The 21,694-nt window shown below is 64.9% G+C and carries 23 protein-coding genes and 1 pseudogene; 22 read left to right on the top strand and 2 right to left on the bottom strand.

The window, feature by feature from the left end; translation table 11 throughout:
* Positions 1-33 precede the first annotated feature (33 nt).
* The 15 genes and pseudogenes from OU998_RS07535 (at position 34) to OU998_RS07600 (ending at position 11,947) form a co-directional block, all read left to right on the top strand.
* Complete coding sequence (locus OU998_RS07535; RefSeq protein ID WP_267516331.1) at positions 34-927, top strand: LysR family transcriptional regulator; 894 nt, start codon at positions 34-36, stop codon at positions 925-927.
* Between the two features lie 324 nt (positions 928-1,251).
* A complete protein-coding gene (locus OU998_RS07540) occupies positions 1,252-2,094 on the top strand; it encodes a DUF932 domain-containing protein (protein WP_267516333.1) in 843 nt (280 codons plus the stop codon).
* Between the two features lie 308 nt (positions 2,095-2,402).
* A complete protein-coding gene (locus tag OU998_RS17065; protein WP_420709818.1) occupies positions 2,403-2,657 on the top strand; it encodes a transcriptional regulator domain-containing protein in 255 nt (84 codons plus the stop codon).
* 46 nt (positions 2,658-2,703) lie between these two features.
* Positions 2,704-3,195, top strand: a complete 492-nt coding sequence (locus tag OU998_RS07545; protein ID WP_267516335.1) for a DUF2285 domain-containing protein — start codon at positions 2,704-2,706, stop codon at positions 3,193-3,195.
* A gap of 156 nt (positions 3,196-3,351) precedes the next feature.
* On the top strand, positions 3,352-3,621 hold the full coding sequence (locus OU998_RS07550) for a helix-turn-helix transcriptional regulator (RefSeq protein ID WP_267516338.1): 270 nt from the start codon (positions 3,352-3,354) through the stop codon (positions 3,619-3,621).
* Positions 3,622-4,467 (top strand): annotated as a pseudogene (locus OU998_RS07555) (replication initiator protein A); the annotation flags it as partial.
* 245 nt (positions 4,468-4,712) lie between these two features.
* Entirely contained in the window at positions 4,713-5,366 is a 654-nt protein-coding gene (gene parA, locus OU998_RS07560) for a ParA family partition ATPase (protein WP_267516340.1), read from the top strand.
* Positions 5,363-5,617: a hypothetical protein gene (locus tag OU998_RS07565; protein ID WP_267516343.1), complete on the top strand. Its 255-nt coding sequence runs from the start codon at positions 5,363-5,365 to the stop codon at positions 5,615-5,617. The genes parA and OU998_RS07565 overlap by 4 nt, the downstream gene beginning before the upstream one ends.
* On the top strand, positions 5,614-6,135 hold the full coding sequence (locus OU998_RS07570) for a DUF2840 domain-containing protein (protein ID WP_267516344.1): 522 nt from the start codon (positions 5,614-5,616) through the stop codon (positions 6,133-6,135). Before OU998_RS07565 ends, OU998_RS07570 begins: the two co-directional genes overlap by 4 nt.
* Positions 6,132-6,689: a S26 family signal peptidase gene (locus OU998_RS07575; protein ID WP_267516345.1), complete on the top strand. Its 558-nt coding sequence runs from the start codon at positions 6,132-6,134 to the stop codon at positions 6,687-6,689. Before OU998_RS07570 ends, OU998_RS07575 begins: the two co-directional genes overlap by 4 nt.
* Before the next feature lie 68 nt (positions 6,690-6,757).
* Positions 6,758-7,093: a DUF736 domain-containing protein gene (locus tag OU998_RS07580; protein ID WP_324287987.1), complete on the top strand. Its 336-nt coding sequence runs from the start codon at positions 6,758-6,760 to the stop codon at positions 7,091-7,093.
* Between the two features lie 4 nt (positions 7,094-7,097).
* Positions 7,098-8,024, top strand: a complete 927-nt coding sequence (locus OU998_RS07585; protein WP_267516347.1) for a lytic transglycosylase domain-containing protein — start codon at positions 7,098-7,100, stop codon at positions 8,022-8,024.
* Positions 8,025-8,225: 201 nt separating this feature from the next.
* The gene (locus OU998_RS07590) at positions 8,226-9,314 is read left to right on the top strand and encodes an IS110 family transposase (protein WP_324287988.1); all 1,089 of its coding nucleotides are present in this window, start codon (positions 8,226-8,228) and stop codon (positions 9,312-9,314) included.
* 89 nt (positions 9,315-9,403) lie between these two features.
* Positions 9,404-9,724 (top strand): hypothetical protein, encoded by a 321-nt coding sequence (locus OU998_RS07595; RefSeq protein ID WP_267516348.1) that lies wholly within the window; start codon positions 9,404-9,406, stop codon positions 9,722-9,724.
* Between the two features lie 714 nt (positions 9,725-10,438).
* On the top strand, positions 10,439-11,947 hold the full coding sequence (locus OU998_RS07600; RefSeq protein WP_420709834.1) for a DUF3363 domain-containing protein: 1,509 nt from the start codon (positions 10,439-10,441) through the stop codon (positions 11,945-11,947).
* 13 nt (positions 11,948-11,960) lie between these two features.
* Here OU998_RS07600 and OU998_RS07605 read toward each other — a convergent pair whose 3' ends face one another.
* Positions 11,961-12,857, bottom strand: coding sequence for a LysR family transcriptional regulator (locus OU998_RS07605; RefSeq protein ID WP_267516351.1), 897 nt, complete (start codon positions 12,855-12,857; stop codon positions 11,961-11,963).
* A gap of 57 nt (positions 12,858-12,914) precedes the next feature.
* On the opposite strand from OU998_RS07605, the gene OU998_RS07610 reads away from it, so the two are divergent.
* Genes OU998_RS07610 through OU998_RS07630 form a run of 5 tightly spaced genes read left to right on the top strand, consistent with a single transcriptional unit; the run spans position 12,915 to position 18,867 of the window.
* Entirely contained in the window at positions 12,915-14,444 is a 1,530-nt protein-coding gene (locus OU998_RS07610; protein WP_267516353.1) for an efflux transporter outer membrane subunit, read from the top strand.
* Complete coding sequence (locus OU998_RS07615) at positions 14,441-15,601, top strand: efflux RND transporter periplasmic adaptor subunit (protein WP_267516354.1); 1,161 nt, start codon at positions 14,441-14,443, stop codon at positions 15,599-15,601. The genes OU998_RS07610 and OU998_RS07615 overlap by 4 nt, the downstream gene beginning before the upstream one ends.
* Positions 15,598-17,133 carry a DHA2 family efflux MFS transporter permease subunit gene (locus OU998_RS07620; RefSeq protein WP_267516355.1) on the top strand — a complete coding sequence of 512 codons (1,536 nt, stop codon included), beginning with the start codon at positions 15,598-15,600 and terminating at the stop codon, positions 17,131-17,133. Before OU998_RS07615 ends, OU998_RS07620 begins: the two co-directional genes overlap by 4 nt.
* 11 nt (positions 17,134-17,144) lie before the next feature.
* Positions 17,145-17,873: a siderophore-interacting protein gene (locus OU998_RS07625; protein WP_267516357.1), complete on the top strand. Its 729-nt coding sequence runs from the start codon at positions 17,145-17,147 to the stop codon at positions 17,871-17,873.
* Entirely contained in the window at positions 17,866-18,867 is a 1,002-nt protein-coding gene (locus OU998_RS07630; RefSeq protein WP_267516359.1) for a LysR family transcriptional regulator, read from the top strand. Before OU998_RS07625 ends, OU998_RS07630 begins: the two co-directional genes overlap by 8 nt.
* On the opposite strand, the gene OU998_RS07635 is transcribed toward OU998_RS07630, so the two are convergent.
* Positions 18,864-19,052: a helix-turn-helix domain-containing protein gene (locus OU998_RS07635; RefSeq protein ID WP_267516360.1), complete on the bottom strand. Its 189-nt coding sequence runs from the start codon at positions 19,050-19,052 to the stop codon at positions 18,864-18,866. The two genes, OU998_RS07630 and OU998_RS07635, sit on opposite strands and share 4 nt — an antisense overlap.
* Positions 19,053-19,275: 223 nt before the next feature.
* On the opposite strand from OU998_RS07635, the gene OU998_RS07640 reads away from it, so the two are divergent.
* Together OU998_RS07640 and OU998_RS07645 are read left to right on the top strand one after the other, a co-directional pair.
* On the top strand, positions 19,276-19,575 hold the full coding sequence (locus OU998_RS07640) for a DNA -binding domain-containing protein (protein WP_267516361.1): 300 nt from the start codon (positions 19,276-19,278) through the stop codon (positions 19,573-19,575).
* A gap of 117 nt (positions 19,576-19,692) precedes the next feature.
* Positions 19,693-21,687 carry a conjugal transfer protein TraG gene (locus OU998_RS07645; protein WP_267516362.1) on the top strand — a complete coding sequence of 665 codons (1,995 nt, stop codon included), beginning with the start codon at positions 19,693-19,695 and terminating at the stop codon, positions 21,685-21,687.
* Positions 21,688-21,694: the final 7 nt, after the last annotated feature.

Consider the following 21,694-nt stretch of genomic DNA (forward strand, 5'->3'; position numbering starts at 1 on the left):
TCATCGCTCAACATTCTTGCGTATTATGCAAAGATGGATTTTGCCCGTTATGCTGCTCACCTGGAACTGTTCGTCGAGGTCGCCGGCCGCGGCAGTTTTTCGGCTGTGGCGCGCAAACGCGGTGTCGCCGTATCCTCCATCGTCCGCAGGATCGACGCGCTGGAAGCCGATCTCCAGGCAAAGCTCTTCGTCCGATCCACGCGCGCTTTGACGCTCACCGATGCCGGCACGAAGCTGCTCGGCCGCGCGCAGGACGTCATCAACCGCCTGATCGATGCGCGATCGGAGATCGGTGCCCTCGATGAAAGCCCCACTGGTGTCTTGCGTGTCAGTTGCCTGCCGACCTTTGGCCGTCTTCATGTGCTGCCGATTGTGGCGAACCTTCTCGAAACTTGGCCGGATCTCGGCATCGAACTCGACCTGACCGAACGTCTGTCCGATCCCGCCACCGAGCGCTGCGATGTCGCGATCCGTATCGGCGATCAGGTAGACAGCGGCTTGATCGCAACCCGCATCGGCAGCCAACGTTGGATGATCTGCGCGGCTCCGTCTTATCTCGATCGCCATGGGCGGCCGGCAAGGATTGAGGCTGTCGCGGACCACAGAAGGATCGGCAAGGCGCGCGAGCTGCCCGATATCGGCTGGTCCCGCATCGCGAGCGCGGGAATCGACCTGACCGACAGTGCCCGTGTTTTCCGCTGCGACGAGTTCGAGGCACAACGGCAGGCCGCACTATCCGGAGTCGGCTTGGCCATGCTGCCGAATTGGGTTGTCGCGTCGGATATCGCGGCAGGGCGGCTGGTCATGCTCTTCGATGAGCCGACACAGGAAGCTTCGCCGATCCTGATCCTGCGGGCATTGCAGGATGCGCCGCCAAAGATGCGCGTCTTCATTGAAGCCATGCGCAAGGATGGACCAACTCCCTAGCAGAGGTCACCGTTTATCACACGGCAATCAGGGTGTGCGGATTTCAGGCTTTGCACATCCCGATCAGATCCTGATGCCCGGCGCCCGCTGGCGCTCATGCCGGGCGGGTCTGGCTAGGGGCGCTGCCCCCGCGCGGTGCAAGGGATCGCTGACGCTCGTCCGGGCCGCTGTCCCCGGCCTTCCTCCATGTCGTTCCTCCGTTCCGTGCAGGCCGGGTGATCCCCCTCCGGCCCGGCCGCCCTTGCACCTTGCTATCCCGGTCTCGGCGACGGCCAGGGTTGCAGCGCAGCGCTGCGCTCCAACCCAAGCCCACGGAGACAGAAAATGTATCATCAACTCGCCACCCGGTTCGGCCGGAATTCTCACCAGATCAGCGGGCGCGAAGCCCTCGACAACGAAGCCCTCTACCGCCACGTCCCGTCCGTCTTCGCCCGCGAGGCGCATGACAGCCGGTCGGATCGGTATGTCTATGTTCCCACCATCGAGATCGTGGAGGGGCTGCGCCGGGAAGGATGGTTCCCGTTCTTCGCCGTGCAGTCGGTGCCGCGCGATGGGAGCCGCCACGGCCACGCCAAGCATATGCTGCGCCTGCGCCGCGATGACGGCATCGGCAAGCCGGAGGCGGCAGAAGTCATCATCGTTAATTCGCACGATGGAACGTCGGCCTATCAGATGTTCGCTGGCGTGCTGCGCTTCGTCTGCACCAACAGCATGATTGCGGGCGAGCGCTTCGAGGAAGTCCGCGTCCCCCACAAGGGCGGCATTCAGGATCAGATTATCGAGGGCGTCTATACGGTCGCGGAAGACTTCCCGCGCCTGATCGACGCGATGGAGACGATGAAGGACACCCGGTTGTCGCAGGACGAACAGCGCGTGCTGGCCGAGGCGAGCCTTGTCGCGCGCTATGGCGCGGACGAAAGCCCCGTCCGCTCCGATCAGATCATCGCGCCGCGCCGCCGCGAGGATGTTGGGCAAAGCCTGTGGAGCACGTTCAACGTCATTCAGGAGAACATGATACGCGGCGGGCTGGACGGCCGCCGCACCAATGCCGATGGCCGCATTCGTCGCAGCCAGACCCGTGCGATCAACGGCATCGACCAGAATATCGGACTGAACCGGGCGCTGTGGACGCTGGCGGAAGGGATGCAGCGCCTGAAACGTGGATGATCGTGGAGCCGTGCAGCCGGGTTTCCGGTTGCACGGCTTTGCGTCTTTCCGGTTCCGCACATCCTCAGATTTTCCGCCGATCCGTGGAGATCGGATCGTCGGCGCGGCCATGTCAATGACACGGCCGCTGCTCGCCGGGCTGCGCCCGGCTCGCCAAATCACATCTGCGATGTTAAGTAATGATTCACCAATATTGATCGTGTTGTGCGATCTACATATCCGATAACAGCAAGTTCAAAACATACCTCGAGTTGTGAACACTTCGCCTTTCCAACGCCGATCGCGTGCTGGGAGAAAGAGGTGACGCCATGCCAGGTTTCGATTGGCGCGCGCCGGCCGCCTATGGACATGCTCAGAGCATTCCTGCCGCCGGCTTCGCTTGGGAATATCTCCGCCGCGACGACGAGTATCGCCGCGACTTCCATCGCATGAAGCGCAGGCCCAGTCACGACACCGAGGCGCAGACCGCGTTCTCCAACCGCTGGGGGTTACGATTTCGCGGCGGACCCGGACCAGCCCGCCGATCGCGCCACACTCTTCTGGACACCCGCACTCCAGCCTGACGCCTTCGAACTGCGCCCGTCAGGCGATCCGCCCGGCGACTTCGCCATGCCCATCGTGCTGCCGGGGCTTCCCGGTCTGGCTGCACGAGCGGCCATCGACAGAGCATGGCACGGCCTCTGGCGCGGATCGGGCGGGGAGCATCGCTTCTGGCTTGCGAACGCGCCGCCCGAAAGTCCGACAGGCTTCGTCGTCATCCTGCCGCTCGACACCCTGTTCGAGTTGCGCGCCGAAGCGGCGTTACGCTTCTGGCTGGCCTTGGCCGGACGCCCGCCCGGAGACCGGCGGCACGACCTTCCGACGCAGACCCGCGACCGGCATATCCTGATCCTACGCGCCCTCGACGCGAAACTGGCCGGGGCCAGCTATCGCGTCATCGCCGAAGCGTTGCTCGGCTTTCGTGGCCGGTCGAAGAACGACTGGGAAGTCAGCCCCTTGAAGAACAAGGTCCGGCGTCTCGTCGCCGATGGCCTGTTCTACATGCGCGGCGGCTATCGCGAGTTGCTCCACTATCCCGTTCGCGTGCCACGCCGCCGCTGAGGAGCGACCTGGCCTCGGCTTGATCCGACACCTCCGGGGTGCCGGAATCGCACCCCACTGATTCCGGCACGCTGCAAGCCGCCGATCCTCCGCCACGGTTCGCCATAGCCCGCTGTCGCCGCCGACAGCCGCCGAACCCGACCCGGAGGTCCAATCATGATCGACCCGAAGACGGGGCTGCCGCCCCGATTCCTGCGCACGCCCGATGCGGCGCGTTTCCTCGGCATCTCGCTACGGACGCTGGAGAAGCACCGCACCTACGGCACTGGCCCGACCTATCGCAAGATCGGCGGGCGCGTCGTCTATGCGCTCGACGATCTGCAAGCCTGGACGGCTGTCGCCGCTCGCAAATCCACCACCGACAAAGATGCCGAGCGGGTTTTCCCCGCGCGTCCCCTGACGCCCGCCGAGCGGGGCGCACGCTGAATGTCGGGCGGTTCCTCCCAAGACGCCGGACGCCGCGCGCAACGCCTTGCTGGCAGCGAGCGGGCGCGGCTCGATCCCTTCGTCGTCGCGACGGGCGATGCCAGTCCACGCGACCAGCGCGACCTGATGGAGAGGCCGTTTTTCTCGCTGTCGAAGACGCCCCGCACTCGACCCATTCTTTACAAATCCGCCGACATCGAGGTGCAGGTGCTCGGTATGTCCGAGCACGGCATGGCGACCATCTGGGACGCCGACGTGCTGATCTGGGCGGCCAGCCAGATCGTCGAGGCCGAGAACCACGGCCTGCGCACGTCGCGCTTCTTCCGCTTCACGCCGTATCAGCTCCTGCGCGGCATCGGTCGCGACACCGGCAATCGCCAATACCAGTTGCTGAAGTCCTCGCTGGCGCGGCTCCAGTCCACCGTCGTCGCCACCACCATCCGCAACGGTGTCCATTGGCGACGGCGGCAATTCTCCTGGATCAACGAATGGGAGGAGATGACCACCCATGACGGCCGCGTGGAGGGCATGGAGTTCGTCCTGCCCGAATGGTTCTACAACGGGGTCGTCGATCGCTCGCTGGTTCTCACCATCGACCCGGATTACTTCCGCCTGACCGGCGGCATCGAACGCTGGCTCTACCGCGTCGCCCGCAAGCACGCCGGTCGCCAGCCGCACGGCTGGCTGTTCGAGATCGCCCATCTCCACGAGAAGTCCGGCAGCCTGGCACGGCAGTCTGATTTCGCCCTCGACATCCGCCATATCGTCGCCCGCCAGCCGCTGCCCGGATACCGCCTCGACATCTGGCGGGAGGGACGGCGCGAATTGGTGCAAATCCGGCCCGTCGAACAATTCACAGTGCCTGTGGATAAGGCTGTGGAAGCCATCGGTACATCAGGCGCAAACGGTATCGGTACATCAGGCGCAGCCCTATCGGCACATCAGGCGCACGAACCACAGTTAAACCTCTGGCCCGAAACGCGGAATCCGACTGCTAACTTAGAGTCTAATAAAGAATCTAACTCTTCTTCTTTGACGCGCGCGGGCGCGAGCCATGGTGCCGGTGCCGCCGGGCGATCGAGGCGCGTGCCATGATCGTCGCCCTGCTCAATCAGAAGGGCGGTGTCGGCAAGACCACTCTGGCCCTGCACCTCGCAGGCGAATGGGCGAAAACCGGCAGCCGCGTCACCCTGATCGATGCGGACCCGCAAGGCTCGGCGCTCGACTGGTCGCAGCAGCGGGCGCGGGAGGGTTGCCCACGGCTCTTCGGCGTCGTCGGCCTGGCCCGCGACACCTTGCACCGGGAAGCGCCCGAACTGGCGCGCGATGTCGATCACGTCGTCATCGACGGCCCGCCGCGCGTCGCCGGCCTGATGCGCTCGGCTTTGCTCGCCGCCGATCTCGTGCTGATCCCGGTGCAGCCGTCGCCGTTCGACGGCTGGGCTTCGGCGGAGATGCTGGCGCTGCTGACGGAGGCGCGCATCTACCGGCCCGAGCTTGCCGCGCGCTTCGTGCTGAACCGCTGCGGCGCGCGCACCGTCATCGCCCGTGAGACGGCCGAGACGCTGGCCGACCATGATCCGCCCTTGCTCGCCGCCACCATCGGCCAGCGCGTCGTCTTCGCCGACGCCGCGCAGTCCGGGCGGCTCGCCTCGGAGATCGACGCCGACAGTCCGGCCGCGCGCGAGATCGCTGCACTTGCCGCCGAGATCGGCCGCCTCAACATCGGAAGGATTGCCCGATGAGCGAGCGATCCCCGAAACGCGGCTTCGCGGCGCGTCCCGCCGATCCCGAGAGCTGGATCAGGGCCAGCGAACAGCCAGTGGCCCGAGCGGGAGACGGTGCTGCATTCACGGCCCGGCTGACGATCGACATCACGCCGGAGCTGCGCGGCCGGATCAAGATCGTCGCCTTCCAGCGCGGCGCCACCGTCGCGGACATGCTGCGCGCGCTGCTCGCGCGCGAATTCCCACCCACCGAAGGAGACCCATCATGACCGGCAACGCGGCTCCCCGCGTGCGCGGCGGCTCCGTGCCGTCAGCACTTCCCTCCGACAATCTCACCCATGTCGAACTGATCCATATCGAAAAGAAGATCGAACACTGGGTTCGCTTCGGTCCGCTTGCGGCGGAAACCATCATCGACCGGCGGCGGCGCATCTTCGCGTTCCGGCCTGGTGCGATCTTCGCCTTCGTCCGCTGGGCGTCGAACGACTTCGGCACGATCATCTCGCGCATTGATGTCGTGCGCGCGGTAGCGCCCGGCGAACCCTATCAGACGCTGCCCTTCGTCCGTCCCGGCGGCGACATCCTGCTCAAGATCGACGGTTGGCCCAGGGTCGAACAGGTGCTCCGCCACATCGACGCCATCCAGGCGATCGGCATCGATCCGGAGGATGTTTCGCCCGACCATTGGCGGCACGTCCACAACCGTCTGACCGCCGGCCATGAACCGCGCGTCTACAGCGCCGACCAGCACCGGGCGTTCCTCAAGCGCCGGAGCGTCGCGCCATGACCCGCTTCGGCTATGTGATGGTGACGTATTTCTCGATCATGGGCGTCGCCATCGCGTCCTTCATCCCGACGCCGACGCGACTGGTCTGGAACGTCTCCGCCAGCGCGCCGGTTGGCCTCTACGCCATCGATCCGCCCGGCGACCTGACCGTCACCGATCTGGTCGCAGTCGATCCGCCTGAACCGCTCGCCGACTTCATGGTGGAGCGCGGCTATATCGGCCGCGGCGTGCCACTGTTGAAGCGCGTCATGGGACTGCCGGGGCAGGAAGTCTGCCGCGTCCACCGCACGATCACGGTCGATGGCGTGGAACTCGGCACGGCGCTCGACCGCGACCGCTCGGGCCGCGAACTGCCGGTGTGGAACGGCTGCCGCCGCATCGCCGGTGACGAGATCTTCCTAATGAACGCCGATGTCCGCGACAGCCTCGACGGCCGCTACTTCGGCCCGATCAAGGTCGGCACCGTCATCGGCCGTGCGACGCCGATCTACACCGACGAGGACGGCGATGGCCGCTTCGTCTGGCGCGCCCAGACCGCAGCAACGTCGCGCTGATCGCCGAGATCCCGGCGGGCATGGCGCTCGCCGGCTTTCACCCAACCCCCAGCATCGAGGAGTTTCCCATGCCGCAGATCGGCCAGTTTACCCGTGAGACGACGGGCTTCGTCGGGCGCGTCCACACGTTCACCCTCTACCGCGAACTCACCATCGTTCCGGCCGAGCTGTCCGATGCCGAGAACGCGCCGGACTATCGCATCCACCACGGTGCTGACGACGGGCCGGAGATCGGCGCGGGCTGGAAACGCACCGGCGAGCGCGCCGGCGAATACATCTCGCTGCTGATCGACGATCCGGCCTTGCCGCAACCGATCCGCGCCAACCTGTTCCGCGACGATGACGGCGGGGCCGCCTGGTCGCTGCACTGGACGCGCGCGGTCAAGCGCGGCGAGCGGGAGTGATCCCATGCGCCATGCCTTCAGAATTGCGCGCCTGCTGTCCCGTCGAAGTCCCATCCCTTTGTTCGCGAACAGGCCGTCTCATCCCTTCGTCCCGCTCGACGATCCGTCGGCCGGCGCGCGCAGCGAAGGTCAAGGGCGATCGAAGATCGGCGCTGTGCGCGAACCCTTGACCGCAGCGAGCACGCTGGCAGGCTGGCGTCGTTGCGGAGACAGGATGCCCGTCCGATCGGCGGTCCTTCTGTTTTCCGCCGTGCTCGCCGTCGCGATACCGCTGCCCTGTCAGGCGCAGCCCGAGCCGGTTCAACGTCCATCCCAGACCGATCCTTACGTCGGCCATATCGCCGAGGCGGCGCAGCGGTTCGGCATTCCGGCGGCGTGGATCAGGGCAGTCATGCGCGTCGAAAGCGCCAATGAGGTGCGGGCGATCTCGTCCAAGGGCGCGATGGGTCTGATGCAGATCATGCCGGCGACCTGGGCAGACCTTCGTGCCCGCCATCGGCTCGGCGGAGATCCCTACGATCCGCGCGACAACATCCTGGCGGGCGCGGCATACTTGCGCGAGTTGCATGACCGTTACGGATCGCCGGGGTTTCTGGCCGCCTACAATGCCGGTCCCGGTCGATACGAAGAGCATCTCGCGGGCCGTCCATTGCCAGCCGAAACCCGCGCCTATGTCGCCACACTCGCACCGCTGATCGGCGGCGGCGAGATCACCGGCCCGGTTGCGGTGGCCGTGGCCGATCCGTTGTCGTGGACCCGCGCGCCGCTGTTCGTCGTGCAGGCCGATCGCACATCGTCCGCCGATGCTGTGCAGCTCGATGCACGATCCGGCGATACTCCGGCTGCAATCCATGTGCGGGATGTCTCGCCGATCGTGCCGCAGTCGGGCGGTCTGTTCGTCGCCCGCGCGGAAACGGGAGTGCCGCGATGAGCGTGGCGGTTGGGTGCGCCCGGCGGTCCTTTCCAGTGTGCAGGGGGAGTGTGCGGGATCAGGCTGAATCAGCGTCAGGAGGGGCAGAAGGGGTAGGAAGGCGGGAGTGCCGCCCGTAATCGGCAGGTCGCGACTGCGGCTCCGGCCGAAGCGCCCGGCGCTGATACATTGCCCTCCGTCAAACCACGCAGGAGGCGGATGATGGAGTATTTTTGCGGACTGGATGTCGCGATCGAGGAGACGGCGGTGTGCGTCGTCGACGACCGCGGCGAGGTGCATCTGACGGTCAAGGTCGCGACCGAGCCGGAGGCGCTGGCGGCGGTGCTCAAGCCGTTCGCGGCGCGGCTGCGGCGCGTCGGCCACGAGGCGGGGTCGCTGTCGCCGTGGCTGCATCCGGAACTGAAAAAGCTCGGCCTGCCGGCGATCTGCCTGGAGACGAAGCACGTGCGCGCGGCGATGTCGGCGCAGCGCAACAAGACCGACGAGAAGGACGCGCTCGGCATCGCCCATATCATGCGCACCGGCTGGTTCCGCGCCGCGCACGTGAAGACGGAAAGCTGCTACCGGATGCGGCTTTTGCTGACACACCGACGCAACCTGAAGCGCAAGTTCCTCGATCTGGAGAACGCCGTCCGGCATTCGCTCAAGAGCTTCGGGATCAAACTCGGCGGCACCTCGCGCGGCAAGTTCGACCAGGCCGTGCGCGAGGCGGTGGCGGACGATCCGCTGTCCAGCGAGCTGATGGACGCCATGCTGACGGCGCGCGCGGCGCTGTGGAAGGAATATTGCCGGCTGCACGATCTGGTCGTGAAGATGGTGGCGCAAAGCGAGTTGTGCCGGCGCTTCATGGCGATCCCCGGCGTCGGGCCGGTGACGGCGCTCAGCGTCATGACGGCGATCGACGATCCCTCGCGCTTCCGCCGCTCGCGCGACGTGGCGGCGTACTTCGGCCTGACGTCGCGACGATGGCAGTCGGGTACGTCGATCAACGTGAAGGGGCGCATCTCGAAGGCTGGTGACGCCGATGTCAGGCGCGCGCTCTACGAGGCGGCGTCCGGCCTGATGACCCGCTTCAAGGGCAAGGACAAGGTCAAGACGTGGGGCCAGCAGATCGCCAAACGCTCCTGCCACCGCAAGGCGGTGGTGGCGGTGGCGCGCAAACTGGCGGTGATCATGCACGCCATGTGGAGCGACGGAACCTTCTATGTCGGTGACTCGGCGGAAGCCGAGAACGACGCCGCCCGGCGCGCGCAGGTCAAGGTGCGCAAGCATCTGGGAGCACACGCATGACCCGCCCGGCGGCAGTCGAAACGCATCGCGTCCGTGAAGTGACGGACGCCATTTGAACACACGAGCTCCGCTCCGGCGGATGAGGACCGATGCAGACCATCAACGACGGAACGCACGATATCTTGCCTGCGGCCGCACCGATCGAAAGACGGCCGGACCGCGCCCGAGTGCCTGTGACGATGCTCCGTCAGTCTGATGGAAAATTGCGCCGCGACGGTTCGGGCGCTGCCGAAGTGCAGCCGAAAAACCCCGTCGCAGAGCGCGGACGAGTGCAAGGCGCATCGGAACTCGAAGACTGGAGGCAGCCGCGTGATACCGAGAAGAAAAGCGTATATCTTCGTAACCAGAAGGAGAAACGACGATGGCGAAAAGACCAGCGAAAGAAGCGCCAATTACGAGGGCAAGATTAAAGCGGACGGCACCCCATGGGTCCGATCCGGGGGCCAAGCCCTTGTCTGCACACTGTTTGGGACGGCACCGTCGCCGGGCCTGCATGGTGCCGCGAGGCGCGGTAAAGCCAGTATTTGCCACGTTATTCGCGGCACTCTTCGCCGAAATCGGCGGTTTCGGGCGGGGTGCCGTCGATGAGCGCCGACGACGACAACCGCTTCCGGCCGAGGCCCGGCCGCATCCGCTCCGATGCGTCGAAGGCCGGCCAGGCGAAGAGCTTCATCACCAAGGTCCGGAAGATCGCCCGCCAGCAGGGCGCGGCTTCCGGGCGGGTCTCGCGCGGCGGCGGAGCCTCCGGCAAGCCGGGCCGCAACGGCGCGGTTGCGTCCGGCCGGGGCGTCAAGCGCGGACGCGGCGCGGCCTTCGTCCGCTCGCGCAACCTGTCGAACGCCTGGAGCCATCGCCAGCCCGGCAGCCGCCGTGTCATCGTCAAATCACGCTCCGTCCGTGCGGCGGGCAAGAGCGGCAAGGCCGCCGCCCATCTGCGCTACATCCAGCGCGACGGCACCTCGCGCGACGGCGAGCGCGGCCGGCTCTATTCGGCCACCGAGGATCGCGCCGATGGCGACGCCTTCCTCGATCGCGGCAAGGACGACCGACACCAGTTCCGCTTCATCGTCTCGCCGGAAGACGCCACTGAGATCGAAGACCTGACCGGCCATACCCGTGACCTGATGCGCCAGCTCGAAGCCGACCTCGGCACCAAGCTCGACTGGTTGGCGGTCAATCACTTCAACACTGGCCATCCGCATGTCCATGTCATCGTCAACGGCCGCGACGATCTCGGCGAGGATCTGGTCATCAACGGCGACTATCTCGCGGGTGGCATCCGCGAACGGGCAAGCGAGCTGGCGACGCTGGAACTCGGCCCCGTCACCGAGATCGAGCAGCGCCGCAAGCTGACCGCCGAGATCGATCAGGACCGCTTCACCCGCATCGACCGGGCGATCCTGAACGAGGTCGCCGAGGATGGACGGCTCGACCTGCGCCATGCGCCCGACGATCTGCGCGGCCAGGAGGACCGGACCCTTCGCATCCGCCGTCTTGGCAAGCTGGAGAAGATGGGGCTGGCCACAGAGCAGTCACCCGGCGTCTGGGAACTCAGCGACCGGCTGGCGCCGACGCTGCGCGAGATGGGCGAGCGTGGCGACATCGTGCGCACCATGCAGAAGGCCATGCGCACCGAGGGCCATGACCGCGATCCGATGAGCTTCCAGATCCACGACGCCGCGCCCGCGACGCCGATCGTTGGCCGCGTGATCGACAAGCACCTCACCGACGAGCTGGGCGAGAACCTGACGCTGGTTATCGACGGCATCGACGGCTGCACGCATCACGTCTCCGGTGTCGATCAGGCGAAGGCGGCGGACGCCCGCATCGGCAGCGTCATTGAGATCGGCGCGACCGACGCCGGTCCGCGCCCGGCCGACCGCGCGATCGTCGGCATAGCCGAGGACGGCATCTATCGGCCGAGCCGCCATCTGGAGCAGGCCCGCTTCGACGGCCGTGTGCCCGGTGGCGACTATGAGGGGTTCGTCGATGCCCATGTGCGCCGTCTGGAGGCGCTGCGCCGCGCCGGTATCGTCGAACGCATCGACGCCGACCAGTGGCGCATCCCGCAGGACTTCGAGGCCCGCGTCGCCGCCCATGATGCTGGACAAGTTCGTCAGCTCAACATCCGCGTCCTCTCCACCTTGGATCTGGAGAAGCAGATCGGTTCGGACGGGGCGACCTGGCTGGACCGGCGACTGGTCGGGCGCGGCCCCTCCGACATCGCGCCCGCCGGGTTCGGACAAGAGGTCAGTCAGGCAATGGATCGTCGTCGGGAGCGGTTGATTGAGCAAGGCGACGCCACCCGCCAACAGAACGGCCGCGTCCTCTATCGCCGCGATCTTCTATCGATGCTGGAGGCGCGCGAGGTCGCCCGTGCCGGGGCGGAACTGGCGGCGACGAAGCCGATGCCTTTCCGCGCGGCGGGCGATGGCGAAACGGTCAGTGGCAACTTCACCGGAACCGTCCAACTCACCAGGGGCAAGTTCGCCATCGTCGAGAAAAGCCACGAGTTCACGCTGGTCCCGTGGCGACCAGTGATCGACCGGCAGCTCGGCAAGGAGGTGACGGGGATCGTTCAGGGCGGATCGGTGTCATGGCAGATGGGGCGGCAGCGAGGATTGGGGCTATGACGGCTCCGAGACATCAAAGGCTGCCGCAAATCTCTCTTACCGCTTGCCGTAGGAATTGATGTCCAGCGTCCTTATCGAAGCGGGGATGCCAAGCCTGCCCAATTACGACTGGTTCGAGCGTTAACGGGAGATCGAAGGCTCGCAGGTGCGTACCCATCGCCTCGACAGAACGGCGGACGTGGTTTGGCACCGGCGCAATTAGGTCAGTATCGGGTAGCGCGGCAAGTGCCGTCTTCGGGAATGGCACGATCAATACGACACGGCGTTTCAGTTCGAGATCGGCCAACGCCTTGTCGACTGGACCGTGCGCTCGTCCACGCCTAGAGGAACTGATCTGGTCATATTGGCAGAAGCATTCGGGCGTGATCGGTGCATCGAAGATCGGATGATCGGCCCGCGCCATGCCGACGAAATGATCGCGAAACACAGTCTGAATACGCACTTCCGGCCCCATCTCGCGAAGGGCGCCGATATCGAGGTCGATCCGACCCTCACGTAGAGCGTCGTCGTCGCTCTCGCCTTCTGGCGCGAAGCGCAGTTCGACCAAGGGAGCTTCGGTGCGTAGGCGCGCCAGCAGGCGGCCCGCGAACGCTCCCACGAAACTATCATTGGCGCGCACCGTGAAGCGCCGCTCCAGTGCGGCAAGATCGAGCGTTGCGGGGCGCAGCAGGGCAGCTGCGTCCTCGACCACTCGATGCACATCGTCGTGCAGTTCCAGCGCCCGCGCGGTCGGCACCAGGTCGCGTCCGGCGCGCACAAGTAAGGGGTCGCCTGTGACTTGGCGTAAGCGTGCGAGCACCCGGCTGACCGATGGCGCGCTGATGCCAAGCCGCTCCGCCGAGCGGGTGACGCTCCGTTCTTCCAACAGAATGTCGAGGACGGACAGTAGGTTAAGATCGGCAACGGACAAGGCTGAGATAATCCCGATTTCATCTAATGAAACTATATACGATCAGATTAATCATTTTTGAAAGAGAAAATCGCAGGCATTTTCAGGCCAACCAACATTCGGACCTGTTTCATGCGCAATCTTCATTTCTCGTCCCGATCCAACCGACATGCACGCCTTTTGGCCTGCGGTTGCCTGTTCGCGCTGTCTGCCTGTGCAAGCGGCAGCCAGTCGATCCGAACCGATGAAGCACTGGCGGATACAGCCAGTTTTTCATCGGGAAAGGACATTGGCGCGGCGGCCGTGCAGCCGGGCAGAACGGTTGCAGTTTCCTGGTGGACGGCGTGGCGCGATCCGCAGCTTGATCGCCTAATCGCATCCGAAGCGTCGACCGCACCGTCGATCGCTGTGGCCGCCGCGCGGATGCGCCGTGCCGCCGCAGGTCTTGATGCCGCCATCGCCGATCGGCTCCCGACCGTCGATGGTTCCGCCCAGGCGGTAGGCGAGCGCTTTCCCGATCATAGCACCTATGATGCGCCCTATGCCGGCAATTGGGGAAGCGATGGCGCGCTCACCGCCAACGCCAGCTATGCGCTCGACTTCTGGGGCAAGCGGCGTGATACGCAGGCCGCAGCCGCCGCGCGTCTGGACATGGCGCGCGCCGAGGCAGACGATGCCACCCTTCTTCTGCGAACTGCGCTGGTGGATGCCTATGTCCGTCTCGACGCCGCCTATCACGAGCGAGACATGGCGACGGCGGGGCTGGCCCGGCGTCAAGGTGTCATTGACCTGCTCTCCATCCGCGAGCGCGCCGGCCTCGCGACCGGGATCGAAACCACGCAGACACGCGAAGCGACCACCGCGACACGCGATGAAATCGCACGGCTCGATGGCGAGATCGCCGCACGCCGTCATCAGATCGCGGCGCTTCTGGGACGCGATCCAGCATTCGCCGATGGGCTGACCCGGCCATCACTGAAGGCGATCGTCGATCCGGCACCGTTGTCCGCTATCCCGGCCAACCTGCTGGGCGCACGCGCCGATGTCGCGGCAGCGCGCGCGGCGGTCGAGGCGGCGGCGCGTGACATCGGCGTCGCCAGGGCCGCCTTCTATCCGGATGTCGATCTGATCGCCTTTAGCGGCGTGAAGAGCGTCGGCCTTGGGTCGTTGCTTCGCGCCGGCAGTATAGCCACGGGGGCAGGAGCTGCCGTGTCGCTGCCGATCTTCGACGGCGGGCGTCTACGTGCCAATCTGCGCGGCAAGGCAGCGGACTATGACGCCGCAGTCGCCGCCTATAATGGCGCGCTGACCGAAGCGCTGCGCCAGGTCGCCGATGGCGTGAGCAACCTGACGACGGAACGCGCCCGGCAAGGCGAGGCACGGGCCGCCATCGCTCACTGGTCACGCATTCTAGACCTTCAGAAACTGCGTGAGCGGCAAGGCCTGTCGAGTGCAGCCGATCGCCTCTCGACCGAAACGGCGCTGCTGCTGGCCCAACGCCACGCAGCCAAAGCCGACGCGCGCGTTGCCGTCGCCCAGATCGCGCTGATCCGCGCGCTCGGCGGGGCCTGGACGCCTTCCTCCACTCTCTCAGGACAAGTACAATGACCGACACTCCCCCTTCTTCCGCCGCCGATCCGGCGTCTATCCGCCGCAATCGACTCATCGCGCTAGGCGCAAGCGTTGCGGTCATCGCGCTGGGCTGGGCCGGCTATAGCTGGCTGTCTGGCAGTGACAGCCAGGAGACCGACGATGCCTATGTGAACGGGCATGTCGTGGCCGTAACTCCGCAGGTGGCCGGCGCCGTCATCCGAATTGGAGCCGACAACAGCGACCGCGTGACCGCGGGAACGACGCTGGTCGAGATCGATGCCAGCGACGCCCGCATCGCTCTCGCCGCGGCGGAGGCAGATCTTGCGCGTGCTGTCCGCAATGTGCGTGGGTTACTCGCCACCAATGCCCGGTTCGATGCGGAGATCGCCGTCGCACAGGCCAATCTCGATAAGGCCCGCGCCGACCTGTCGCAGCGGCAGGCCATCGCCAATACCGGCGCGGTGACGGGCGAGGATGTCCGCCACGCCCGCGACGCCGTGCGCAGCGCAGAAGCGATCGTCGCCGCTGCTGGCGAAGCCCGTGCGCAGGCGCTCGTTCAGACCAGCGGCGCGACGCTGGCCTCCCATCCCGACGTGCAGGCCGCCGCCGAACGCGTCCGTGCGGCGGCGCTGTCGCTTGCCCGGACGCGTATCGTCGCCCCGGTGGGCGGGATGGTTGCGCAACGCAGCGTCCAGCTCGGTCGCCGTGTTGCGCCGGGCGACCGGCTAATGGCTGTGGTGCCGCTCGACGGGCTGTGGATCGACGCCAACTTCCAGGAAGTCCAGCTCGACGGTATCTGCCCTGGCCAGCCCGCCACTGTCATCGCCGACGTGTACGGCCGCCGTGTCACCTATCACGGCCGCGTTGCGGACATCGAAGCGGGGAGCGGCGCGGCCTTCGCGCTGCTCCCTGCGCAGAACGCGACGGGCAACTGGATTAAGGTGGTACAGCGCGTGCCGGTCCGCATCCTGCTCGACCCTGTTGAACTGACGCGCGAGCCCCTGCGCATCGGACTGTCGACTAAGGTCACAATCGATACCGGCCATTGCGGCCCTAAGGCCGAGCCCGGCGCCCCGCAGTCCGAAAGCGTGGCGCTCTATGACGCGCAGGCCCACGAAGCCGACGCGACCGTCGCTCGGGTCATTGCCGCCAATATCGGGCGTCAGCCATGAGCGCAAAACACCCCATCGCCCCACTTGAGGGGAGCAAGCTAGCGCTGGCGGCGGTGACGTTTGGGCTGGCCTCCTTCATGGCCGTGGTGGACGTCACCATCGCCAATGTCTCGGTGCCGACCATCTCGGGCAATCTCGGTGTCGGATCAGAAGAAGGTGAATGGGCGATCACCTCGTTCGCCATCGCTAACGCCATCTGTATCCCTCTGACCGGCTGGCTTGGCCGCCGCTTCGGGCAGGTGCGATTGTTCGTCGCCGCCATAGCCGCGTTCACACTGGCTTCAGTCCTGTGCGGCCTTGCCTGGTCGTTCGACTCGCTCCTGTTGTTCCGCGTCCTACAAGGTGCCGTAGCCGGGCCGATCGTGCCCTTGAGCCAGGCACTGCTTGTCGCAGTGTTTCCGCCCCAGAAGCGTACCTTGGCTGTTGCGATGTGGGCGATGACAAACATGGCCGGCCCTGTTGCCGGGCCGCTGCTCGGCGGGTGGATCACCGACAGCTATAGCTGGCCGTGGATATTCCTTGTCAACGCGCCGGTCGGCATTTTCGTCGTTCTCTCGACCATGACGCTCCTGAAAGGGCGTGACACATCATCGATGCGCCTGCCGGTGGATTTGCGCGGGTTGGGTTTGCTGGCGCTGGGTATCGGTTGTTTGCAGGTGACGCTCGACCGCGGGCGTACGCTCGACTGGTTCTCGTCGCCCTTCATATGTGTCACCGCGATCCTTGCCGTTGTCAGCCTCGTCACGCTGGTGATCTGGGAACTGGGCGAGGCGCATCCGATCATAGACCTGCGCATGTTCGCACATCGCAACTTCGCAGTTGGGACGATCGCTGTCGCGGCGGGTTTTGGTCTCTACTTCGCCTCTCTGGTGCTGATCCCGCTCTGGCTACAGACCAATCTCGGCTACAGCTCAACCTGGGCTGGTCTTGTCACTGCGCCAATGGGCCTGTTTGGCATCCTGCTCGCGCCCTTCCTCGGCCGCTGGGTGGCGAAGGGCGACGCCCGCATTTACGCCAGCATTGCCTTTCTCGCCTGGGCGGCGGTGGCATGGTGGCGGTCAGGCACGACGACCGGGATCGATGCCGGTACGATCGCGTGTATGCATCTGGCGCAGGGGATCGGCATCGGCTTCTTCTTGACGCCGGTGGTCAGCCTTTCGCTGGCGGGCCTACCGGGCGAGAAGTTGGCTTCGGCCTCAGGCCTTCAGACCGCCATCCGCATGATGTCGGGTAGCCTGATCGCCAGCCTAGCCGCGACCTTCTGGGACAGCCGATCGCGGTTCCACCAGACCCATCTGGTCGAACGGCTGAATCCCTTCGATGAACGAAGCGCTGGCGCGGTCGCCAATCTACGCGCAACGGGCCTATCCGACGAACAAGCATGGAGCGTGATCGCGCGCGCTCAGGACGTCCAGGCCCACATGCTGGCGCTCAACGACTTCTTCTTTTTCTCCAGTTTCGCCTTTCTGGCCGCGCTTGCGATTCTCTGGTTCGCCCGGAATCCTCACAAAGCGCTGCCGGGCAAGGCGTGAGGATAAAGCCTATGCTCCCGCTCAAATCCAGAACGCTCCATGACGCCCGCGTCATCGGTATTGAGGACATCACACCAAGAATGCGGCGCATTAGCGTCGCCGGTGATGGCCTCAAGGACATGCCCATAGATCGCCCAGCGATGTGGATGAAGCTGTTTTTCCCCATACCATCCAACATCAAGCCGCAAGGTCGGGCCTATACTATCCGCGCCTACAACGCCGCGCAGGGTTGGATAACCTTCGATTTTGCCCTGCACGGCGATCAAGGACCAGCCGCATGGTGGATCGCCCGCGTCCGCGAAGGCGACACGCTACAGCTTGCCGGCCCGAGGTCGGGCTACTGGATCGATCCGTCGCAGCAAGAGCAGGTGCTGATCGGCGACGCGACGGCGCTGCCCGCGATTGCAGGGATCGTTGAGCGACTCTCCACCGGCACACGGACGCGGATATTCATCGAAGTCGCCGATGCTGGCGAGGAGCAGGTGCTGGTTTCGCCGGCGGATATGACGATCCACTGGGTGCATTCCGGCACGGCCTTCCCGGGAACCACCGGCAAGCTCGAACTGGTGGTGCAGCAGGCGGACCTGCCACCCGACTGCCAGGTCTTCCTCGCTGGCGAGGCGTTCATGGTGCGCGCCATGCGCACGCATCTGCTAGTCGATCGCGGCATCTTGCACCCGTCGATCGACGCAAAGGGCTACTGGCGTCTAGGCGCTTCGGATCATCGCGAAAATGATTGAGAGGCATGACTTCGAAACAACGGCTCCTATTCAAAAATTCGGCAACGGAAGTTCGCCGATTGGGGGGCATCGATCTTTCGAAAAGCATCGCTTTTTGATATCGAGGATCTCAATGAGAACATTGGTTAATGTGCTCACAGTAGCGGAATTCCTCAATTTTCGTCATGCGGCCAGCTACCTCGGCGTTAGTCAATCCAGCGTAAGTACGCGGATAAAGGCGCTTGAAGACCATCTTGGAACAATACTGTTCGAAAGACGGCATCGCGGCGTGCATTTGACCGAGGCAGGTCGAGGTTTCGTAAATCAGATAGCCATGGGCATAGAACATCTCGACCATGCCATCACGACGGCAGGCGCAGTCTCGACGGGCACGATTGGACAGCTACGTATTGGGCTAGATTCGTCGATCGCGTCCGGCTTTTTAGCCGATCTCCGCCATCGATTTCTGGAAAAGTACACTGAGATCCAAATTATCATCACTGAGGGAAGGGCAACCGACACTATTCGGCAAGTCCGAGATCGCTTTCTGGACGTCGCTTTCACAATGAGAGCCATTGACTTGCCTGACTGCCACTCACGGTCGTTGTGGAGCGAGCCATTTGTCGTCGCAATGCCTATTCATCATCCAATGGCGACGGCAGTTGCCTTTGGCTGGGAGGACTTGGCATCGGAGAAATTGCTTGTCCGGCGGGGCGGCGCAGGTCCACAGTTCCTGAACCACATCACGCGTCGTCTCGCTGAGCGAAACCGGACGCCAAACATTCAACGGTTTGATGTAGGCCGTGACACACTGATGCATATGGTTGCCGATGGCGAAGGGATAAAGCTCACAACGGAGGCTGTCGCGTCCGTGCCATTCCCCGGCATCGCGTTCCGCCGGATTGCAGACGAGACAGAGGAAGCGAAATTCAGTGCAGTATGGTCGCCTCACAACCGCAGCCCTGCGCTCAAAAATTTTCTCGATCTCGCGACGGAGATGAGCCGCTCAGCTTAATTCGTCAAGAGGTCCGCCGGCTCGACATCCAACGCGCTGGCGATCTGGCCGAGAACGGTTACGCTGGCTGACACGTCGGCACGCTCGATCGCCCCGATATAACGCGCACTCAGGCCCGCGCTATCCGCCAATTCTTCCTGCGTCATTTGTTTGTCATGGCGTATCCGACGCAGATTAGTCGCCATGATCTCCTTGAGATCCATGGCAAGAGCGGAACCTGAATAGGAATGATCGTTCCAGGAACGATGGTTCCGATTCGTCAAGCGATGTGGTATTCATCCTGTCGCTTCGACTGTTTATGGTAGACCACGCTCAATGAAACTGAGTTTTCAAGATCGATCCGTCGCAAGGGCGAAGCAAAAACGAGGCAATCATCATCCTAGCAGCGGTGCCGGAAGGAGGCCGCAGATGCGCGTCAAACCCGAACTCGATCCCGATGTCGATGACCTGGCTCCCATCGAGCCGGACGTGACCCTCTATGACGAGGCGCATTTCGTCACCTATCTGCGCCTGCTGGACGCTAAAGCGGACGGAGCGGATTGGACAGAGGTCGCACGGATCGTGCTGCATCGCGATCCGGTCGCGGAAACCGGCCGCACCCGCAAATGCTGGGAAAGCCATCTCGCCCGCGCGCAATGGATGAGGAAGATCGGCTACCGGCGCATATTGGAACAGGCCGTCGAGGAAGCCCGCGACACGCGGCACTGACCCGTCCGATTTCTACGCCATGGTATCCGGCAGTACTCTCGCTGTTCTTTTCTGTTGCCTCTCGTGAAACCGCCTATTCTCTGATCGGCTCCGTCTCTTTTGCCGATTGGAGCCTGTATGTCGGGAAGCCGTGTCCTCTGGGGCCAGATCACCATCGTCGTCGTCATCGTGCTGGCGGCGATTTGGGCCGCGACCCAATGGACGGCGTGGCGGCTCGGATTTCAGGGGCAACTCGGCACGCCTTGGTTCGAACTGGGCGGCTGGCCGGTCTATTATCCGCCCGCCTTCTTCTGGTGGTGGTATTCCTACGATGCCTATGCGCCCGCAATCTTCGTCGAGGGCGCGATCATCGCGGCGTCGGGCGGCTTCCTCTCCATCGCCGTCGCCATCACCCTGTCGATTATCCGGGCGCGGGAAGCCAAGAACGTCGCCACCTATGGCTCGGCGCGCTGGGCCTCGCCCGATGAGGCGAAGGCGGCCGGACTGCTCGGCCCAGATGGCGTGGTGCTCGGCAGGCTGGAGCGCGACTATCTGCGTCACGATGGCCCGGAGCATGTGCTGTGCTTCGCGCCGACCCGCTCCGGCAAGGGCGTCGGTCTCGTCGTGCCGACGCTGCTGACCTGGCCGGGCAGCGTCATCGTCCATGATATCAAGGGCGAAAACTGGGGCCTGACGGCGGGATTCCGCGCCGGGCATGGCCGTGTGCTGCTGTTCGATCCGACGGATGCCAAATCCTCCGCCTACAATCCGCTGCTGGAGGTCCGGCGCGGCGATTGGGAGGTGCGCGACGTCCAGAACATCGCCGACATCCTGGTCGATCCCGAAGGCGCGCTCGACAAGCGCAACCACTGGGAAAAGACCAGCCATTCGCTGCTGGTCGGGGTGATCCTGCACGTCCTCTATGCCGAACCCGACAAGACGCTGGCCGGTGTCGCCAACTTCCTCTCCGATCCGAAGCGCCCGATGGAGGCGACGCTGCGCGCGATGATGTCCACGCCGCATCTGGGCGAAGCCGGCGTGCATCCCGTCATCGCCTCGTCGGCCCGCGAGCTGCTCAACAAATCCGACAACGAGCGCTCGGGCGTGCTGTCCACAGCCATGTCGTTTCTCGGCCTGTATCGCGATCCCGTGGTAGCGAAGGTGACAGCGCGCTGCGACTGGCGCATCGCCGATCTCGTCGCGGGCAAGCGGCCGGTCAGCCTCTATCTCGTCGTGCCGCCATCCGACATCGCCCGCACCAAGCCGCTGATCCGCCTGATCCTCAATCAAGTCGGGCGGCGGCTGACCGAGGAACTGAACGGTTCTGCCAAGCGCCATCGGCTGCTGCTCATGCTCGACGAGTTTCCCGCGCTCGGCCGCCTCGACTTCTTCGAGTCCGCGCTGGCCTTCATGGCTGGCTACGGCATCAAGAGTTTCCTGATCGCGCAGAGCCTCAACCAGATTGAGAAGGCCTATGGCGCGAACAATTCGGTGCTCGACAATTGCCATGTCCGCGTCGCCTTCGCCACCAATGACGAGCGCACCGCCAAGCGCGTCTCGGACTCACTCGGCACCGCGACCGAGATGCGCGATTCCACCAACTATGCCGGCCATCGGCTGTCGCCCTGGCTCGGCCATCTCATGGTGTCGCGGCAGGAGACGGCCCGGCCGCTGCTGACCCCCGGCGAGGTGATGCAGCTTCCTCCGACCGACGAACTGCTACTGGTCGCGGGCGTGCCGCCGATCCGGGCGAAGAAGGCGCGCTACTACGAGGATGCCCGCTTCAAGGAGCGGTTGCTGCCACCGCCCGACCTGTCCGCTCAGTCCAAGGCGCCGCAAACGCCATCCGGCGACGACTGGTCGGCGCTGACGATACCGGCACCCGCCGCGTCATCCGCATCGCCGACGCCCTCCGATGCCGCGACCGACCCCGCCAATGCCGGTATTCGCCACGAGCCGGAACTGCCCGAGCATGAGGAGATCGCGCCGGACGAACGCCCGGTGGCGGGTGAGTTCGATGTTCTCGACGACGAGCCGGACGTTGACGCCGCCAAATCCCGCACCATGCGCCAGCAGGTCACGTCCGTCGCCCGGCAGGCGACCATGGACCCGGCCGACGGCATCGAACTGTAAGGAGCTG

Origin of the sequence: Brevundimonas sp. SL130, from assembly GCF_026625805.1 — a bacterium.
In the GTDB taxonomy this organism is placed as follows: domain Bacteria; phylum Pseudomonadota; class Alphaproteobacteria; order Caulobacterales; family Caulobacteraceae; genus Brevundimonas.

Coding starts and splice junctions, on each gene's coding strand:
- OU998_RS07535 (WP_267516331.1), top strand. CDS start 34: ATGGATTTTGCCCGTTATGCTGCTCACCTGGAACTGTTCGTCGAGGTC.
- OU998_RS07540 (WP_267516333.1), top strand. CDS start 1,252: ATGTATCATCAACTCGCCACCCGGTTCGGCCGGAATTCTCACCAGATC.
- OU998_RS17065 (WP_420709818.1), top strand. CDS start 2,403: ATGCCAGGTTTCGATTGGCGCGCGCCGGCCGCCTATGGACATGCTCAG.
- OU998_RS07545 (WP_267516335.1), top strand. CDS start 2,704: ATGCCCATCGTGCTGCCGGGGCTTCCCGGTCTGGCTGCACGAGCGGCC.
- OU998_RS07550 (WP_267516338.1), top strand. CDS start 3,352: ATGATCGACCCGAAGACGGGGCTGCCGCCCCGATTCCTGCGCACGCCC.
- parA (WP_267516340.1), top strand. CDS start 4,713: ATGATCGTCGCCCTGCTCAATCAGAAGGGCGGTGTCGGCAAGACCACT.
- OU998_RS07565 (WP_267516343.1), top strand. CDS start 5,363: ATGAGCGAGCGATCCCCGAAACGCGGCTTCGCGGCGCGTCCCGCCGAT.
- OU998_RS07570 (WP_267516344.1), top strand. CDS start 5,614: ATGACCGGCAACGCGGCTCCCCGCGTGCGCGGCGGCTCCGTGCCGTCA.
- OU998_RS07575 (WP_267516345.1), top strand. CDS start 6,132: ATGACCCGCTTCGGCTATGTGATGGTGACGTATTTCTCGATCATGGGC.
- OU998_RS07580 (WP_324287987.1), top strand. CDS start 6,758: ATGCCGCAGATCGGCCAGTTTACCCGTGAGACGACGGGCTTCGTCGGG.
- OU998_RS07585 (WP_267516347.1), top strand. CDS start 7,098: ATGCGCCATGCCTTCAGAATTGCGCGCCTGCTGTCCCGTCGAAGTCCC.
- OU998_RS07590 (WP_324287988.1), top strand. CDS start 8,226: ATGGAGTATTTTTGCGGACTGGATGTCGCGATCGAGGAGACGGCGGTG.
- OU998_RS07595 (WP_267516348.1), top strand. CDS start 9,404: ATGCAGACCATCAACGACGGAACGCACGATATCTTGCCTGCGGCCGCA.
- OU998_RS07600 (WP_420709834.1), top strand. CDS start 10,439: ATGCGCCAGCTCGAAGCCGACCTCGGCACCAAGCTCGACTGGTTGGCG.
- OU998_RS07615 (WP_267516354.1), top strand. CDS start 14,441: ATGACCGACACTCCCCCTTCTTCCGCCGCCGATCCGGCGTCTATCCGC.
- OU998_RS07620 (WP_267516355.1), top strand. CDS start 15,598: ATGAGCGCAAAACACCCCATCGCCCCACTTGAGGGGAGCAAGCTAGCG.
- OU998_RS07625 (WP_267516357.1), top strand. CDS start 17,145: ATGCTCCCGCTCAAATCCAGAACGCTCCATGACGCCCGCGTCATCGGT.
- OU998_RS07630 (WP_267516359.1), top strand. CDS start 17,866: ATGATTGAGAGGCATGACTTCGAAACAACGGCTCCTATTCAAAAATTC.
- OU998_RS07635 (WP_267516360.1), bottom strand. CDS start 19,052: ATGGCGACTAATCTGCGTCGGATACGCCATGACAAACAAATGACGCAG.
- OU998_RS07640 (WP_267516361.1), top strand. CDS start 19,276: ATGCGCGTCAAACCCGAACTCGATCCCGATGTCGATGACCTGGCTCCC.
- OU998_RS07645 (WP_267516362.1), top strand. CDS start 19,693: ATGTCGGGAAGCCGTGTCCTCTGGGGCCAGATCACCATCGTCGTCGTC.